At 38.5% G+C, this 13,212-nt stretch carries 14 protein-coding genes; 9 read left to right on the forward strand and 5 right to left on the reverse strand.

The window, feature by feature from the left end; genetic code table 11:
• Positions 1 to 381: 381 nt before the first annotated feature.
• From BFN00_RS13625 to BFN00_RS13635, 3 genes are all read left to right on the forward strand, one after another.
• Positions 382 to 1,521 carry a catalase family protein gene (locus tag BFN00_RS13625; RefSeq protein WP_071852133.1) on the forward strand — a complete coding sequence of 380 codons (1,140 nt, stop codon included), beginning with the start codon at positions 382 to 384 and terminating at the stop codon, positions 1,519 to 1,521.
• A gap of 159 nt (positions 1,522 to 1,680) precedes the next feature.
• Complete coding sequence (locus tag BFN00_RS13630; protein ID WP_431605054.1) at positions 1,681 to 2,895, forward strand: alpha/beta hydrolase family protein; 1,215 nt, start codon at positions 1,681 to 1,683, stop codon at positions 2,893 to 2,895.
• A gap of 226 nt (positions 2,896 to 3,121) precedes the next feature.
• On the forward strand, positions 3,122 to 3,757 hold the full coding sequence (locus BFN00_RS13635; RefSeq protein ID WP_071852134.1) for an SOS response-associated peptidase: 636 nt from the start codon (positions 3,122 to 3,124) through the stop codon (positions 3,755 to 3,757).
• Between the two features lie 41 nt (positions 3,758 to 3,798).
• Here BFN00_RS13635 and BFN00_RS16000 read toward each other — a convergent pair whose 3' ends face one another.
• Complete coding sequence (locus BFN00_RS16000; RefSeq protein WP_005107128.1) at positions 3,799 to 3,939, reverse strand: hypothetical protein; 141 nt, start codon at positions 3,937 to 3,939, stop codon at positions 3,799 to 3,801.
• Between the two features lie 1,618 nt (positions 3,940 to 5,557).
• Here BFN00_RS16000 and BFN00_RS13645 point away from each other — a divergent pair.
• A complete protein-coding gene (locus tag BFN00_RS13645) occupies positions 5,558 to 5,899 on the forward strand; it encodes a hypothetical protein (protein ID WP_071852135.1) in 342 nt (113 codons plus the stop codon).
• Positions 5,900 to 6,004: 105 nt separating this feature from the next.
• Here the strand turns inward: BFN00_RS13645 and BFN00_RS13650 are convergent, their stop codons facing one another.
• Complete coding sequence (locus BFN00_RS13650; protein WP_005107131.1) at positions 6,005 to 6,280, reverse strand: hypothetical protein; 276 nt, start codon at positions 6,278 to 6,280, stop codon at positions 6,005 to 6,007.
• A gap of 623 nt (positions 6,281 to 6,903) precedes the next feature.
• Positions 6,904 to 7,134: a hypothetical protein gene (locus tag BFN00_RS13655; RefSeq protein WP_004280185.1), complete on the reverse strand. Its 231-nt coding sequence runs from the start codon at positions 7,132 to 7,134 to the stop codon at positions 6,904 to 6,906.
• Between the two features lie 257 nt (positions 7,135 to 7,391).
• Between BFN00_RS13655 and BFN00_RS13660 the strand changes: the two genes are divergently transcribed.
• Both BFN00_RS13660 and BFN00_RS13665 read left to right on the forward strand, forming a co-directional pair.
• Entirely contained in the window at positions 7,392 to 7,868 is a 477-nt protein-coding gene (locus tag BFN00_RS13660) for a CinA family protein (protein WP_071852136.1), read from the forward strand.
• Positions 7,869 to 7,970: 102 nt separating this feature from the next.
• A complete protein-coding gene (locus tag BFN00_RS13665; protein ID WP_005100825.1) occupies positions 7,971 to 8,591 on the forward strand; it encodes a hypothetical protein in 621 nt (206 codons plus the stop codon).
• A 67-nt stretch (positions 8,592 to 8,658) separates the two neighbouring features.
• Here BFN00_RS13665 and prpC read toward each other — a convergent pair whose 3' ends face one another.
• A complete protein-coding gene (gene prpC, locus BFN00_RS13670) occupies positions 8,659 to 9,798 on the reverse strand; it encodes a bifunctional 2-methylcitrate synthase/citrate synthase (RefSeq protein ID WP_071852137.1) in 1,140 nt (379 codons plus the stop codon).
• A gap of 4 nt (positions 9,799 to 9,802) precedes the next feature.
• Positions 9,803 to 10,687 (reverse strand): methylisocitrate lyase, encoded by an 885-nt coding sequence (prpB, locus tag BFN00_RS13675; RefSeq protein WP_071852138.1) that lies wholly within the window; start codon positions 10,685 to 10,687, stop codon positions 9,803 to 9,805.
• A 230-nt stretch (positions 10,688 to 10,917) separates the two neighbouring features.
• Between prpB and BFN00_RS13680 the strand changes: the two genes are divergently transcribed.
• The 3 genes from BFN00_RS13680 (at position 10,918) to BFN00_RS13690 (ending at position 13,135) form a co-directional block, all read left to right on the forward strand.
• Complete coding sequence (locus BFN00_RS13680) at positions 10,918 to 11,565, forward strand: TetR/AcrR family transcriptional regulator (protein WP_071852139.1); 648 nt, start codon at positions 10,918 to 10,920, stop codon at positions 11,563 to 11,565.
• Positions 11,566 to 11,678: 113 nt separating this feature from the next.
• Entirely contained in the window at positions 11,679 to 12,599 is a 921-nt protein-coding gene (gene argF / locus BFN00_RS13685) for an ornithine carbamoyltransferase (protein WP_004280178.1), read from the forward strand.
• Between the two features lie 104 nt (positions 12,600 to 12,703).
• Positions 12,704 to 13,135 carry a hypothetical protein gene (locus BFN00_RS13690; protein ID WP_071852140.1) on the forward strand — a complete coding sequence of 144 codons (432 nt, stop codon included), beginning with the start codon at positions 12,704 to 12,706 and terminating at the stop codon, positions 13,133 to 13,135.
• The last annotated feature ends 77 nt before the right edge of the window (positions 13,136 to 13,212 follow it).

Genomic DNA, 13,212 nt, shown 5'->3' on the forward strand with positions numbered 1-13,212 from the left:
GTAAATGTCAACAGACCCTAATATTTTCAAAATTTTAAACTCAATAAATTTCTATAGCACTGTATTCGACGACTCTTGATTTTGCTACGAGCATCTCGCATTAGTCTAAAAATAAATTTTCATAAGTTTATGGATAAATTTTGCTAAAGTAAAAAACTCTGTGTTGAGTTAAATCAAAGTAAAAACATAAATCTACTTTTACATAGAGCACACGATAAAGAGTGGAAAAATTTTAGAAAGGAGACTGGATGGACTTAAAATCTGAAGATCAACAATCATACAGACATTACAATTATTTTATGGCTAAAGTATGTCCAAAGAATTTCAGATCATAGGCTAAAAATTAAAACTAACTCTAGCTTTATAGCAAGGAGAAAATCAATGCCTAACTTTATAAGACCTCTATGCTCGGGTCTAGTCTTCCTCCCTCTAATGGCAATAAGTATTTGTAGTGCTGCATATGCTAACGCTTCCCCTATAGCATCTAACTCTCCAAAAGATAATATTCATCCCCATATAGATCATCATTTAAGTGAAAGTCTTTATCCTGATGAAGCAAACATAACTGAAAAAATCGCAGATATAATTGAGCTATCGATTCGGAAAGAGTATTCCACAGGTATCGCGCTACGTGATGCCCATCCCAAAGCACATGGTTGTGTACGTTCAGAATTCAAAGTAGATGAAGTTCTTCCTAAAAACTTGGTTCAAGGTGTTTTTATTCCGGGAAAAACATATCAAGCCTGGATTCGTTTCTCTAATGGTTCTAAAGATGCCCAACAAGCAGATATTAAAAAAGATGCCCGTGGCATGGCGATAAAACTTCTGGCTGTACCGGGAGAAAAGCTTTTAGATGATGAAACCTCTACTCAAGATTTCATTATGATCAATCATCCTGTCTTTTTTGTGAATGATCCAGTCCGATATATGTCATTTATGCAAGATATAAATAGCGATAGATTTTTCAATAAGTTGCATATTCCTTTTGCATTAGGAGCTAAAGGAACCTGGATTGCCTTAAATACGAGAAATAAAATTTCTAATCCTTTGCAAACTAGATATTGGTCTATGGTGCCCTATCAATTAGGAATAGGCACTGATCGTCAAGCTATAAAGTATTCAGCTCAAGCATGTTCGACAGTGACAGATCCTCTTCCACATGCTCCGCATCATAATTTTCTAAGAGAAAAATTGCGCAAACATTTGCAAAAAAGTGAAGCATGTATGGAGTTTCTGATACAGCCTAGAACATCAAACACCATGTCAGTCGAAGATTCCATGACTGAATGGCAAGAAAGTGAGGCGCCTTTTTACAAGGTCGCAACTATCCGCATTCCTCAGCAAGTTTTTGATACACCTGAACAAAACAAGTTTTGTGAAAATCTCTCTTTTACACCATGGCATACACTACCGGAGCACAAACCTCTGGGAGTAATAAACCGAATGCGAAAAGTGATTTATGATCGTATTAGTGAGGTTAGACATGATATGAATTCTACTCACAGATCAGAACCACATTAAAATATAAGTGCTTATATGAAGTTATTAGCTAAACTAAAATAACTTGTTGTACTGCTCATTCGCCTTAACTTAAAAGCTTTAGTTTACAAACTCTGTGCAGAGTTAATTTAGAAACATAAATAAAGCTGCTACATTAAAAATGACATTATAAAAAGGAAAATGGTTTCAGCGATGAAAATTAAATCTCCTATTATTAAATTAATCATGAGCTGTTTATGTTCAGGTTCAACATATGCAATAGCCTCTCCTCCACTTCCCGATAACAGCAAAATCCAAGCATCTCATATTTCGGAAAAAATACCGGGTACAATATTATCTATACAAGAACAAAATACTGATCTGTTTACGAATGCCTCACAACGTTTCTTAATTAATTATCGCAGTCGTGGCACAAAATCCGAACCCATTGTCACTTCAGGCTATATCTTGTTACCTAAAGGCAAATTCCCTAAAGATGGCTGGCCTGTTCTGGCTTGGGCGCATGGTACAACTGGCGTTGCTGATACATGTGCACCCTCTGGGGATTATGTGGGCGGGCCAGTCCATGTCTATCAGCAAATCGCTGCTAAAGCATTGAATGCCTGGCTCGCTCGCGGCTATGCAGTCGTTGCACCTGATTATCAAGGTTTAGGCACTCCGGGCGGTCATCCTTATATGAATGCGCGAAGTCAGTTGCATACTGTCGTTGATGCTGTACGAGCGATCCACCATTTAAAGCCTTATAGCTTTAGTAAAAATTGGTATGTTATGGGTCATAGTCAAGGAGGTGCAGCATCTATTAAAGTTGCAGCATCCGGTCAAAAAGATGCGCCTGAATTTAATCTTCGTGGGGCAATTGCACTGGCACCAGGCAGTTATCAATATGAAGGAATCGCTGAATATGTTGCCAGCAATTCGCAAATCACGACTAATGTCGCCGCATTTTTTCCAATTGTGCTTTTAGGAGCAGAGGCTGCAGATCCGCTGCTTGCTCCAGCAAATTTAGTGAGCCCAGAAATGGGAGAAATTCTTAATCATGCACGCAGTCGCTGTTTGTCAGAATTACAATCTGACCTAAAACAAGCATCTAAGACTGTCTTTAATTCAAATGTAAATCTGGCACCTTTGACCAATTATTTAAAAGAACAGTCTATTGAGAATATGAAACCGACTGTGCCAGTTCTGCTGGTACAAGGTGAGAAAGATCAACTGGTCGATGATCGTGGTACTTATGCTTACTACCAGCAGGTATGTACAAAGCAAAAATCTATCGTCTTCCATCTCCTCAAAAATGGAGATCATCGTGATTCCTTAAGACAGAGTGAATTTCTGATTGGAAACTTTATCAATTCAGTTGGACAAGGAAAAGCTTTGAGCACCTGCCCTACAAAATAACTTGGTGAGCTTTTGCATTTAATCATTAAAAACGCAAATATTTTAATCTTCATATTTATAGAATAGTCCTTTAAAGGAATACTATTCTATAAAGAAGATAAACTAATGTTAATCCGTATTCTTACTTTGTGTTAAAACTACACTTACGCTTTCGAATTGTTTTGAGCCCATCATTTTTATACCTTAGTTCTTTAGCAGACAATAATTAGAATGAAAGAGGTTATTTATGTGCTCGAACTATGAATTCCCCTCAAAAAAACGTCTTTCCTTATTAGATATTCATGAAGAGCAACTCGAACTGGGCATGAAAACGCATATTTATCCTTTAGCACCCGCACCAATCATTATGCGTGGTGCTGACGAGTATGAGCTGGATATCGCACGTTTCGGACTGATTCCAACCTGGGCGAAAGAACTAAAATATGGCCGGCATACTTATAATGCACGGACAGAAACAGTAGCATCCAAACCAAGTTTTCGACATGCCTGGAAAAACAACCAGTTTGCTTTAGTACCGGTCGATACATTCTATGAACCTAAATATATAGACGGTAAATCGCACTGGTTTGGCATTTCACGTGAAGATGGCAATCCTTTTACCGTGGCGGCGATTTATGATGACGCACACATTGATGGTGAGAAAATCAGATCATTTTCGATGCTGACCATAAATTCAGATCAACATCCCTTTATGAAACAGTTTCATGACCCGAATGACGAAAAACGCTCGATTATTGTGATTCCGGAAGAATCACGACATGACTGGTTGCACTGCGATCATGAACAAGCCCATGAATTTTTCTTTGAAATGAAAGATGAATTTATTGCAAAGCCTAGAGATCAAGGTTTATCGGGAAATTAAAAAGCCCTAAACCAAGTTAGGGCTTCGTCCATATGAAAAAGCTATTTTTGCTCTCTCAATGGATTTTCTGGTTCTGCATTGGGTTTTTTCTCTGGTTTGACATGCTTATAAGATGCCTGATTCCCTTTATCATCATTTGATTCTTTATGCGGATTTGATTCTTGCTCTGGCTTATTTGTCATATGCATCTCCTTCATACTTCATATCTGTATTAAGAAATAAATATGACATCTGCTGCTAAACATCAATGTTATTTATGTTGCACATTCAGTTTTTTTAAAAGACAAACTTTCCTTCAAGTGCTCTTTTACATTTCACAATTCCTGAAGTCCATCTGAGCAAATAAGCTGTTCAGCCTGATCGTAAATGGTACAGCAAAGAATATGAATTCGCGTGCGAGCCGATATCGAATACATGAAATTTTCTAAGCTTATCCACTGCCGGAAAAAGTCTTTTCATTTCAGTAAAATCTTTAGGATGATTGGCCTTAATCATTCGATACTAACCATCTAATGCAGTTTCAGCCTTTGGCCTCTTTTGAATTGCTTCAAGAATTCGAGCGCAGATGCTCACCTACATATATTCTATTGTATTTTGCTATTTCAGTTCTAAGTACTAAGAATTTATCAAAACGTAATCCTATTGAAATATTTTTCTTATAAACTATTCCTTGTGAGAAATTATGTTTAGATCCAAAAATTTTATCAGTAAAGAAAAACCCCGCCAACTGATGATTGAACGGGGATCGATCTTCATTAATATGTCTGATGATTTGGCACATTATTCAATATTTTTCAAGCAATCACGACACTGTTTGACCTCATCATGGTCACACGTGTAGTTAATTTCAGTCGCACCATGAAGACCAAATAAACAAAATATAAATTGCATCATGTTTTTCTCCTGAGTGTAAAAAGCTCGATCCAACATCAAGCTTTATTGCTTTAAATATAGAATGACTCAATACAAAATGATTGGATCAGCGATCTAGAACAACTTCAGTACTCAGCTCTGTTTAGCCTTTAAATAAAATTGAAGCTTTTGGGGCTAAGTTCGTACAGGCTCTTCAGCTTGAGTCGTCTGATCCTTTTTACAATGATCACTTTTACAATGCTTGCTGCTCATCATCTGACACATTTTCTCTTTGCAAGATTTAAAACAACAGCCGACCATCACGCCCATACCAAATGCGCATATACATCTCATCATAGCTTTGTCCTGTCTTTTCGTGAAAAGAGATATATAAATAACATCTATTCATGTATCTCTCCTGAGGGAATTTTCAGGCTTTATGTTGTGTATGAAAACTTATGTGAAAGAGAGTGAGCAAAAAATACAATCAGCAAAGAAAAAACAAGATTTAAAACGGAAAAGAAAAAGCCTGTTTAACTCTCCTAAATTAAACAGGCCTTATAATGTGCTGATTTTTAATTATTTTCATTAAGTTCTTAGAATGACGCCAAGATATCACTAGCCATGCAGCCAATCTGTGTAGGATATATAGATGCAATGTTTCAAAATATGAAAAAACCATTACTTTTGTTAATTAAATGACTGTAATTTATCCAAAAATATTTTTAATGAGAAAATAAGATTACTAAATAACCAAAACCCAAGAAGAATTGCTAAACCTATAAGTGAGAATGGGTTAATTTAGATTTTTAGAAGAAAATTCCTTATTTCAGTCAATATCGGATGTTATGAATGTTCAATGTCTCATAAAGTTTATAGATCATTGCTTTCTTTTTAGTCATTTCTCTCTATAATTTTTCATATGAGCAATAACAATATTTTGGCAGCATGAAAAATCGCATCCTAATTACTTTATTGATGAGTCTGGCAATAAGCGGCTGCCAAAAACAGCAAGCAGAGAATTCAGCCGAGGCTGCTGCAAATATTAAAGCGCAGTTTGAACAGTCAGATAATCAACTCAGTGCTTATCTGGACAAACTCGACTCTTCAACAATTAGTCTGGAAGAAAGAACACGCATCCTGTGTGAACAATATCCTAAAGAATATAAAGATAACTATATGCCTGCTCTGCTAAAACTTGCACCCAAGGAATATACAGAAAAAGAGTTGCTCACAGACCTAGACAATGCCTTGAATTTCTACAAGCTAAAAGCCAATATTCAGTGTTAATAAATACTTAGTCTAATCGTGCAATGAAATATAAAAAAAACCGCCTGAATCAGGCGGTTTTTTTATGAAGAGCATATATCTTAAAAAAGATTAACGCTGTGGCTTTCACTGATCTTGTTGATTACGTGAACGTTGTTGTTGCTGGTTACTGTTTTGCTGTGGCTGTTGTTGCTGTTGGCCTTGCTGGTTTTGTTGCTGCTGGTCGCGCTGTTGCTGGTTGTGTTGACCACCCTGCGGCTGTTGTTGTTGCTGGTTATTTTGTTGCTGATTTGGGTTTTGCTGGTTGTTTTGTTGACGCTGCTGATCTTGATTGCGCTGTTGATTTTGCTGTTGCTGTTGTTGCTGCTGTTTCTGTTGGTCTTGCTGTTGATTATTAGCCATGGTGGTATTCCTTACTATTTGCTTTAAATTAAAAGCCGATAGGTTTCGACTTAATATCTACTCTACGCATTTTTTAGATTTCGCCAACCTTTAACCTGTTACAGATTAATTCAATGTAATAAATAGTAAGCTAAGTACTTGAAGTAGAGATTAATGCGCAACATAAATTACCTGACTATAATGCAACAGAAACATAATGAAAGATTTTATAGGTCAAAAATATATTATCCAATAAAAGGAATGACTTAAGTCCTATTTCATATATAGGAAAATATTTAATAAAATTTAAAAAGCGTTATTAAACAGACCCACTTAATAACCATACTATTGATATTTATAAATATATAAAAATAAATCTAAATCTTCTATATTTTTAAAAAATTAAATAAAACATTAAAAATACAATTCTTTTTGAATATTATTAACTGTGGAGAAATACGATACTTAACATGACCTCACCAATAAAACTTAAGCTGTTTCGAATTTACCTTGACTTTAATTCAAATATTTTTACTTATTATTTTGGTATAAACTTAGATCAAATCATTGTTTGTAATTATATTTATTAATCTATTTATAATAAATAAGCCTCTTTAAAAGAGGCTTATTCTATTCAGTTTTTATTAGATATTGACTACTTTGACGATAATCGTTTGAGTATCTTCCTGCTCTTCGGCCAGATGCAAACGTTTAAGCTCTTTGCTTTTTACTTTGAACTGCAAGTTCTGATAAGAAATTGTGCTTGGTATCTGATCAAAATATTGACCATCAGCGTCAATTTCTTCCTGAAATAATGGTGTACCCAATTGATAGTCAAGACTTTTTAAGACTACATATTTTACTGTGGTTTTCATTCCAACACCCTACTTTCACTAAGCACTTTATTTTTATTTTTACCACTGTTCCGCCTGAGAATAAACCTCTATTTTTGAAAATAGCCCAAGCTTTAACCATTCAGATTTTGCGATCAGATCAACATGAAATTACACTAATCTATGAAAAAAATTTTAACTTTCATAAAAATATAAATATACTTGGAGTTGATCGACAGAAAAAATCTGTCTAAATTGATCTAAAATCACTCCCACAAAGAAAAGAAAATATAGAGACTATGATAAAAACCTGTTGCGGCTTACTCGAAGAGAAAAACATAAAAATTGCCTTTATCGAAAGCGCAAGTTCTGGATATCTCAGTAGCCAGTTCTCCATTTGTAAAGGAGAAGGTGCCGAAATTCTGATTGGTGGTTTGATCTGCTACGATGTAAGTGTCAAGACTTCTGTATTGGGCATTTCCAAGAATCTGATCAATAGTCATACCGCGGAATCTATGCCGGTAACGGTTGCTCTGGCGGAAGCAGGTAAAAAAATGTTCCGTGATGCTGACTGGATTATCGCCTGTACAGGGTTACTTAAACCAGGTGGTAGCGCGACATCAGAGAAACCGGAAGGAACATTTTTTGTGGCCATTAATGACGGCACGCAAATCCATCAGTTCCAGTATTATCTCAAAGGCTCGCCACTTGAACGCCTCAACAAACTGTCAGCTGTGGTTGCACATGACATGATCAATCTGTTGAATAACAGCTAAGCTTTCAAAGTTACTGTATAGCCTGAATAAGCTTCATTATTTCTACCGTATTTTAAGATAGATTGGCATGATCAAATGCCAATCTATTTTTTTGAGGGTGGAATGACCATGAATATTAAAACCGCACTGCTTCTGCTCCCTCTGAGCTTGCCCAGTCTGGCTTTCGCTACTGTAGGCGGCCCACAAAATATTGAAGTTCTAGGCTATGAAGTCAAAGAACAGAAGCTTTATATCATGCGTCATTATCTTGATGGTCGTGGACGCTTGCCTCAACTGTATTATTATAATTTTAAATCCCAAAAACCAAATCAACTGGTTCAGGTCAATTCCTTATATATCAATCCTAAAACCAAGCGCATCGATTATGATCAAGACAGTCGCAAGTTTGATCAGGACATTGCCAAAATCAAAAAACGTTTAGTTCCATTAAATCCAATTCAAAAATCAAAGCCACAGCTTAAGGTGTTAAAGACAACGAAAGGTAGCGCGCCTGCCTGGCATGATCCTCAGGAAAAAGTGCCAAAATGGACCTATCAATATCAAGTAAAATCCAGCTTACAAAAAAGTCCGGTTCAGCAAGCAGTCAGTTATCAGCAAGGCTTGAAAATTAGCCAGGCCTATAAAGTTCCGAAACAGAATAAAACCCTGGTAATAGTAAAGTATCTGGGTATTCCTTTTGAAACAGGTTATAGCATTGAAGATCCGGCACTGTTAAGTCGATAACAGAATTCACTAAAAAAAATAAGGTCTCAATTGAGACCTTATTTTTTATTTTTACTACAGAAACAGATTAAGCTGCGGTAGAACGTTCAGCGATTGGCACTACTTTACGCAGTTCAGGACCGGTATAGTCCGCGCTTGGACGGATAATACGGTTGTCTGCACGCTGTTCCATCACATGCGCTGCCCAGCCTGTCACACGCGACATGACAAAGATCGGGGTAAACAGCTTAGTTGGAATGCCCATGAAATGATAGGCAGATGCATGGAAGAAATCCGCATTACAGAATAATTTCTTCTCACGCCACATGACTTCTTCACAGCGTACAGAGACTGGATACAGTACCGTATCACCGACATCTTTGGCCAAACGCTCAGACCAGACTTTGATAATGCCATTACGCGGATCATTGTCCTTATAGATCGCATGACCGAAGCCCATGATTTTTTCTTTACGTTCCAGCATGCCCAGCATTTCACGCTCAGCTTCTTCTGGTGATTTCCAGTTTTCAATCATGTCCATCGCAGCTTCGTTAGCACCACCATGTAAAGGGCCACGCAAGGAACCGATTGCACCGGTAATACAGGAATGCATATCTGACAGCGTTGATGCACACACACGAGCGGTAAAAGTTGAAGCGTTAAATTCATGCTCTGCATACAGAATCAAGGAAACATTCATCACCTGTTCATGTAATTCGTTTGGCTTTTCACCATGTAGTAAATGTAGGAACTGTGCACCGATTGAATCATCGTCAGTATTTTCTTCAATACGCACGCCGTCATGGCTATAACGATACCAGTAACAAATGATTGCCGGCAAAGTTGCCAAAATACGGTCTGCGATATCCTGTTGATGTTCAAACGACAGCTCAGTTTCAAGATTGCCCAGCATAGAAACGCCTGTACGCATCACATCCATTGGATGCGAGTCGGCAGGAATACGCTCAAGGACCTCTTTTAATGCCTGAGGTAAAGTGCGCAAGGATTTCAGTTTGGCTTTATAGGCTGCCAATTGCTCTGATGTCGGCAATTCTCCGAAGAAAATCAGGTAAGCGACTTCTTCAAACTGGCAATGTTCAGCCAGATCCTGTACGTCATAACCGCGATAGGTCAGGCCTGCGCCACTTTTGCCTACTGTTGAAAGTGAGGTTTTACCTGCCACTTGTCCGCGCAATCCTGCGCCAGTGAGTACTTTTCCTTCAGCCATTTTTTTAATTCTCCTGTTTAAACAGTTTATCTAATGTGTCTTCGAAGCTGTGATAATCTAAAAATTCGTAGAGTTCTTTTCGTTGTTGCATGATATCCAGCACATTTACCTGAGTACCATGTTCGCGCACCGAACGCATCACTTCAAGTGCGGCTTTTTGCATTGCACGTGTCGCTGACAATGGATACAGCACCATGCTAATGCCCTGCTCGGCCAATTCATCTACCGTATAATACGGCGTATCACCAAATTCGGTAATATTTGCCAAGACTGGAACACCGACCGCATCACACACTGTACGGTACATGGTGATATCGGTCATCGCTTCAGCAAAGATCGCATCTGCGCCCGCTTCAACACAGGCAGAAGCACGATCAATCACGGCTTGCAGGCCTTCTTTTTGCAGCGCATCGGTACGCGCCATCACCACAAAGTTTGAATCGGTTTTCGCATCTACAGCCGCTTTGATACGATCGACCATTTCCTGCTGCGATACGATTTCTTTATTTGGACGGTGACCACAACGCTTCTGTGCCACCTGATCTTCAATATGAACCGCAGCGGCTCCTGCTGCAATCATCTGCTTAATCGTGCGGGCAATATTTAATGCACCGCCCCAACCGGTATCAATATCAACCAGTAAAGGTGTATCCACACGCTCAGTAATTCGGCGTACATCTTCAAGAACATTATCCAGGCTGGTCATGCCCAGATCAGGCAAACCATAAGAATAATTCGCGACACCCGCACCTGATAAATAAATGGCTTTATAACCGACCTGTTTGGCCATCATGGCAGCATAGGCATTTACTGTGCCCATAATTTGCAATGGTTTCTCGACTTCAAGTGCTTGTCTAAATCTTAAACCTGCAGACATTTGTTCTGTCATCTTCCTTTTCCACAGTCTTGGCTATAATTATTGAAATTCGAGTATACTCATTTGGCTTGCTCATTCCATAACCCGATAGAACAAATACTCTAAAACTTTAGTCAAATTTTTAAGTTTTGCTTTACCTAATTAGCAAATAGCGCACTTATCTGGCGCAATTATGAAATATGTGCATATATTTGCTATGATGGCGCTTCAATCTCTATTGACATGTTGATGTACTATCTCCTATGCAAGACCTCGCCCTAGAACCGCTCGCCAAAGATCTGCCACAGACCAAACGTGGTCATGAGCGTTGTATTGCGCTGCTGATCAGTGCAACCGAGCTATTTCTGGAACGGGGTTATGACGCTGTATCTCTGGATGATATCGTCCAGCATGCCGGTGGCTCCAAAGCCTCTATTTATAAGTACTTTGGCAATAAAGAAGGCTTATTTAAAGCCATTTGCGATTATCGCCGTATTAAGTTTTTTGAAGATATCAGTATTCCGATCGAACTGATGGCGCTGGATTTTCGTAGTTATTTAGTACACACCTTGCTTAATTTTTATCACCAGATCATGCAACCTGAAAATTCGGCCTTTATGCGTCTGGTACTGGAACAGAGTCAGCGCAATCCAGAACTTGCTCAACATATTCATGAGCGAGGCCCGGTGCATCTGCAAAGCGCCATTGCCACGGCTTTAGAACAGGCAGATGCGCAAGGTTTATTGCATTGCGAAAATCCACAATATTCGGCGCAGCTGTATTTTGGTATTTTGCGTAATCTGGAATGGCGTATTCTGATGGGAATTCCGGTACAGGAAGATGATCAGGAAATCGACAAATACATCAGTTATTGTGTGGATCGCTTTTTAGACGGTCATCAAAAAGTCTAGTTTTTTTGCATTTTTCATTGCTTATAGTATATTAGCCGATTCCGTATTTTTTCTTAAACTAACCAACAACTGATTGTTGATCGAGTTTTTCGGCAATTATTGTGGAGTAACGAATGGCTCTCCGTCACTTTCTCACCTTACGCGATTTATCAACTTTAGAACTTAACCAGATTTTGCAACGCGCAATTGAGCTTAAGCGCAAACAGCATAACAATGAAGTGTTCCAACCATTTGTTGGTAAAGTGATGGGCATGATTTTTGAGAAATCGAGTACCCGTACGCGTGTTTCGTTTGAAGCTGGCATGAGCCAATTTGGTGGTAGCGCGATTTTCCTGTCTTCACGCGATACCCAGTTAGGTCGTGGTGAACCGATTGAAGATTCTGCACGTGTGATTTCAAGCATGCTGGATATCGTGATGATCCGTACTTTCGGTCATGATATCGTGGAGCGTTTTGCATCTTATTCAAAAGTTCCAGTGATTAATGCTTTGACAGATGACCACCATCCTTGCCAGTTACTTGCTGACATGCAGACCTATGTCGAGCAACGTGGCTCAATCGAAGGGAAAACTGTTGCCTGGATCGGTGATGGCAACAATATGTGTAACTCTTATATTGAAGCTGCACATATGTGGGGCTTTAATCTGAAAATTGCAGCGCCAAAAGGCTATGAGCCACAAGAAAAATTCCTGTCTGAATTTGCGCATTGCGTGGAACTGGTTCCTTCTGCTGAAGATGCAGCGGTGAATGCCGACCTGATCGTGACTGACGTTTGGGCAAGCATGGGCCAGGAAGAAGAACAAAAGATCCGTGAAAAAGCCTTTGCAGATTATCAGGTGAATGAACGTCTGATGGATCTTGCACATCCGGATTGCTTGTTTATGCACTGCTTGCCTGCGCATCGTGGCGAAGAGATTTCAGAAAATCTGCTTGACCATAAAAATGCCGTAGTTTGGGATGAAGCTGAAAACCGCTTGCACGCGCAAAAAGCTTTGGTTGAATTCCTGATTAATGAAAATCTGAAAAAAGACTAATTTTTTAAGATGAATCTTCATAAATTAAGCACCAATCTCTGGTGCTTTTTTTGTCTCAGCTCTTATAATCATTGTTGAAATGGAATAAAAAGTGATTTTATACAATGCAAAAAAAATATTGGGCTTTGGCACTCTTGACTGGTTTTAGCAGTGTCGCCTTACCGGTGCATGCTTCTGAATTTGACCAATATCTTCAAGAAAAAAATATTATTGACAGCAAATTTAAAATTCAGAAAAAAGCTGAGCTGAATGAATTGCTCGCAGTGCTCAGTGCAGAGGATTCCAGAACTTTACCATTGCAGATTGATCAAAATACGATTATTGAACAATTACAGTTAAGTGCCAATAAAACCACACTGAAAGGCATGATCATCACGCCCGATTTTAGCCAGTTTGAAAAAGACTTGGGGCGCAAAGAAGTGATGAAAGTCATTCGCAATAATCTGCTCAATAATTGTGAAATTTTCTTTGAGCATCGCTATCAGATTGCGAACCCATACAAGGTTGAACTTAGGGTCTGTCATCAATTAGCTTGAGAAAATCTAACCTGTCCTCATTATTTTTTCATGACTAAACGCTATGCATTAAGAGATGATCAGTGGGAACAGATTAA

This window comes from Acinetobacter sp. AR2-3, assembly GCF_001878775.1.
GTDB lineage: Bacteria > Pseudomonadota > Gammaproteobacteria > Pseudomonadales > Moraxellaceae > Acinetobacter > Acinetobacter lwoffii_D.

Bases quoted from the DNA above. Each gene is read 5' to 3' on its own strand.
- prpB (WP_071852138.1), bottom strand. From the start codon at position 10,687: ATGACAGAACAAATGTCTGCAGGTTTAAGATTTAGACAAGCACTTGAA.
- BFN00_RS13655 (WP_004280185.1), bottom strand. From the start codon at position 7,134: ATGAAAACCACAGTAAAATATGTAGTCTTAAAAAGTCTTGACTATCAA.
- BFN00_RS13625 (WP_071852133.1), top strand. From the start codon at position 382: ATGCCTAACTTTATAAGACCTCTATGCTCGGGTCTAGTCTTCCTCCCT.
- BFN00_RS13680 (WP_071852139.1), top strand. From the start codon at position 10,918: ATGCAAGACCTCGCCCTAGAACCGCTCGCCAAAGATCTGCCACAGACC.
- BFN00_RS13630 (WP_431605054.1), top strand. From the start codon at position 1,681: ATGGTTTCAGCGATGAAAATTAAATCTCCTATTATTAAATTAATCATG.
- BFN00_RS13635 (WP_071852134.1), top strand. From the start codon at position 3,122: ATGTGCTCGAACTATGAATTCCCCTCAAAAAAACGTCTTTCCTTATTA.
- BFN00_RS13690 (WP_071852140.1), top strand. From the start codon at position 12,704: ATGCAAAAAAAATATTGGGCTTTGGCACTCTTGACTGGTTTTAGCAGT.
- BFN00_RS13650 (WP_005107131.1), bottom strand. From the start codon at position 6,280: ATGGCTAATAATCAACAGCAAGACCAACAGAAACAGCAGCAACAACAG.
- BFN00_RS13660 (WP_071852136.1), top strand. From the start codon at position 7,392: ATGATAAAAACCTGTTGCGGCTTACTCGAAGAGAAAAACATAAAAATT.
- argF (WP_004280178.1), top strand. From the start codon at position 11,679: ATGGCTCTCCGTCACTTTCTCACCTTACGCGATTTATCAACTTTAGAA.
- BFN00_RS13645 (WP_071852135.1), top strand. From the start codon at position 5,558: ATGAAAAATCGCATCCTAATTACTTTATTGATGAGTCTGGCAATAAGC.
- prpC (WP_071852137.1), bottom strand. From the start codon at position 9,798: ATGGCTGAAGGAAAAGTACTCACTGGCGCAGGATTGCGCGGACAAGTG.
- BFN00_RS16000 (WP_005107128.1), bottom strand. From the start codon at position 3,939: ATGACAAATAAGCCAGAGCAAGAATCAAATCCGCATAAAGAATCAAAT.
- BFN00_RS13665 (WP_005100825.1), top strand. From the start codon at position 7,971: ATGACCATGAATATTAAAACCGCACTGCTTCTGCTCCCTCTGAGCTTG.